Genomic DNA, 1,583 nt, shown 5'->3' with positions numbered 1-1,583 from the left:
ATGGTCGAGCAGGGTCAAGATGATCCGGGATCGAGTGGGGTCGGCCAGTGCACGACCCAGGCGGTTCATCACGTCGAGACGCGAAGCAATAGTCATCATGGACTGAACTATACAGTGCGAACTGAACACTCGGTCACAGGCGTCAGCCCAGATCGCATGCCCGTAAGGGGATCCTTCACCGTACGTCGAGCGAGCTCAGTCCTCGAGTCATTTTCAGAAGTCGACTGCGCTCTCGGGCCCGTCCTCTCGGGGGTGGTGTCGTCGACTCCCGAGCCCTGGTCGTTCAGTAGTCCTGTGCACTAGCGTCGCATCTGCTCAGTAGTCCTGTTCTCTATGAGGAGGCGGGCGTGGACGGCGACCAGGATGAGATGGCTGGACCGGGCGTGCTTGCGGTGCCCGAGCGTGAGTGGGAGCAGGCCCGGTTGCGGGCCGGGGTGATCGGTCGCCTGGCCGAGCACGATCCAGTGGGACTGGCTGTCGTCGACGAAGCCGCGATGGAGCTGGGGATCTCCCGGCGCCGGGTGTACGTGCTGCTGGAGCGGTACCGGCGGGGCTCGGGCCTGGTCACTGATCTTGTCCCCCGGCGATCGGATGGTGGCAAGGGTGGGGGCCGGCTGACGGAGCCAGTGGAGCAGATCATCCGTGAGCTGGTGCGCCAGCGGTACTTGACCCGGCAGAAGCGCAGCATTGCCTCCCTGCATCGGGAGATCACGCGGGCCTGCGCCGTGTAGGGGCTGCCGGCTCCGGCACGGAACACGGTGGCCGCGCGGATCGCTCGGATGAATCCGGTCGAGGTGGGCCGGCGGCGCGAGGGGGCCGAGAGCGTCCGGCCGTTGCAATCGGCCGGGGACGAGGTTCCGGTAGTCGAGTCGATCCTGGACCAGGTGCAGATCGATCACACGGTCATGGATCTGATCGTGGTCGATGACCGTGACCGTCAGCCGATCGGACGGCCGTATCTGACGGTGGCCATCGACGTGCGCAGTCGGTGTCTGGTTGGAATGGTGGTGACCTTGGAGCCGCCCTCGGCGGTGTCGGTGGGGTTGTGCCTGGCCCATGCGGCCGGTGACAAGCGGCCCTGGCTGGAGCGGCTCGGAATCGACGCGGCCTGGCCGATGAGTGGCAAGCCGAAGGTCCTGTATGTGGACAATGCTCGGGAGTTCAAGAGCGAAGCGCTCACCCGCGGGTGCGACCAGCACGGTATCAGCCTCGACTACCGCCCGCTGGGCCGGCCGCATTACGGCGGGATCGTCGAGCGGGTCATCGGCACGGCCATGCGACAGATCCACGAGCTGCCGGGGACCACGTTTTCGAACCCAGTCGAGCGTGGAGCGTACGACGCCGAGAAGATGGCCGCACTGACGATTGCCGAGTTGGAGCGGTGGCTGGTGTTGGCTGTGGCGACCTACCACGGCACGGTGCACTCCACGCTGGGCCAGACCCCGGCCGGACGGTGGGTCGAGTCGGTCGCAGCGACCAGTACCCCGAGGGCGTGTCAACTTGTCTGTGTAAGCGGGGTGGTCACAGGTAGGGGTTGATCCGGTCGGGGTAGGCCGCGGCGAGCTGGGCGAGGGCCTGCTTCC

At 66.5% G+C, this 1,583-nt stretch carries 2 protein-coding genes and 1 pseudogene; 2 read left to right on the top strand and 1 reads right to left on the bottom strand.

What is annotated here, in order from left to right; all coding sequences use genetic code 11:
- Positions 1–99 (bottom strand): annotated as a pseudogene (locus ABIB16_RS11310) (Cd(II)/Pb(II)-sensing metalloregulatory transcriptional regulator CmtR); the annotation flags it as partial.
- 248 nt (positions 100–347) lie between these two features.
- On the opposite strand from ABIB16_RS11310, the gene ABIB16_RS11380 reads away from it, so the two are divergent.
- Positions 348–731 carry a helix-turn-helix domain-containing protein gene (locus tag ABIB16_RS11380; protein ID WP_174233354.1) on the top strand — a complete coding sequence of 128 codons (384 nt, stop codon included), beginning with the start codon at positions 348–350 and terminating at the stop codon, positions 729–731.
- Positions 732–779: 48 nt separating this feature from the next.
- On the top strand, positions 780–1,538 hold the full coding sequence (locus ABIB16_RS11375; protein ID WP_256998865.1) for an integrase catalytic domain-containing protein: 759 nt from the start codon (positions 780–782) through the stop codon (positions 1,536–1,538).
- The last annotated feature ends 45 nt before the right edge of the window (positions 1,539–1,583 follow it).

Origin of the sequence: Micrococcus sp. UYEF5 (assembly GCF_040546065.1) — a bacterium.
Classification (GTDB): Bacteria; Actinomycetota; Actinomycetes; order Actinomycetales; family Micrococcaceae; genus Micrococcus; species Micrococcus luteus.
The sequence above is the reverse complement of the archived record's forward strand: the minus strand, read 5'-3'. Positions and strand labels throughout refer to the sequence as shown.

Bases quoted from the DNA above. Each gene is read 5' to 3' on its own strand.
- ABIB16_RS11375 (WP_256998865.1), top strand. From the start codon at position 780: ATGAATCCGGTCGAGGTGGGCCGGCGGCGCGAGGGGGCCGAGAGCGTC.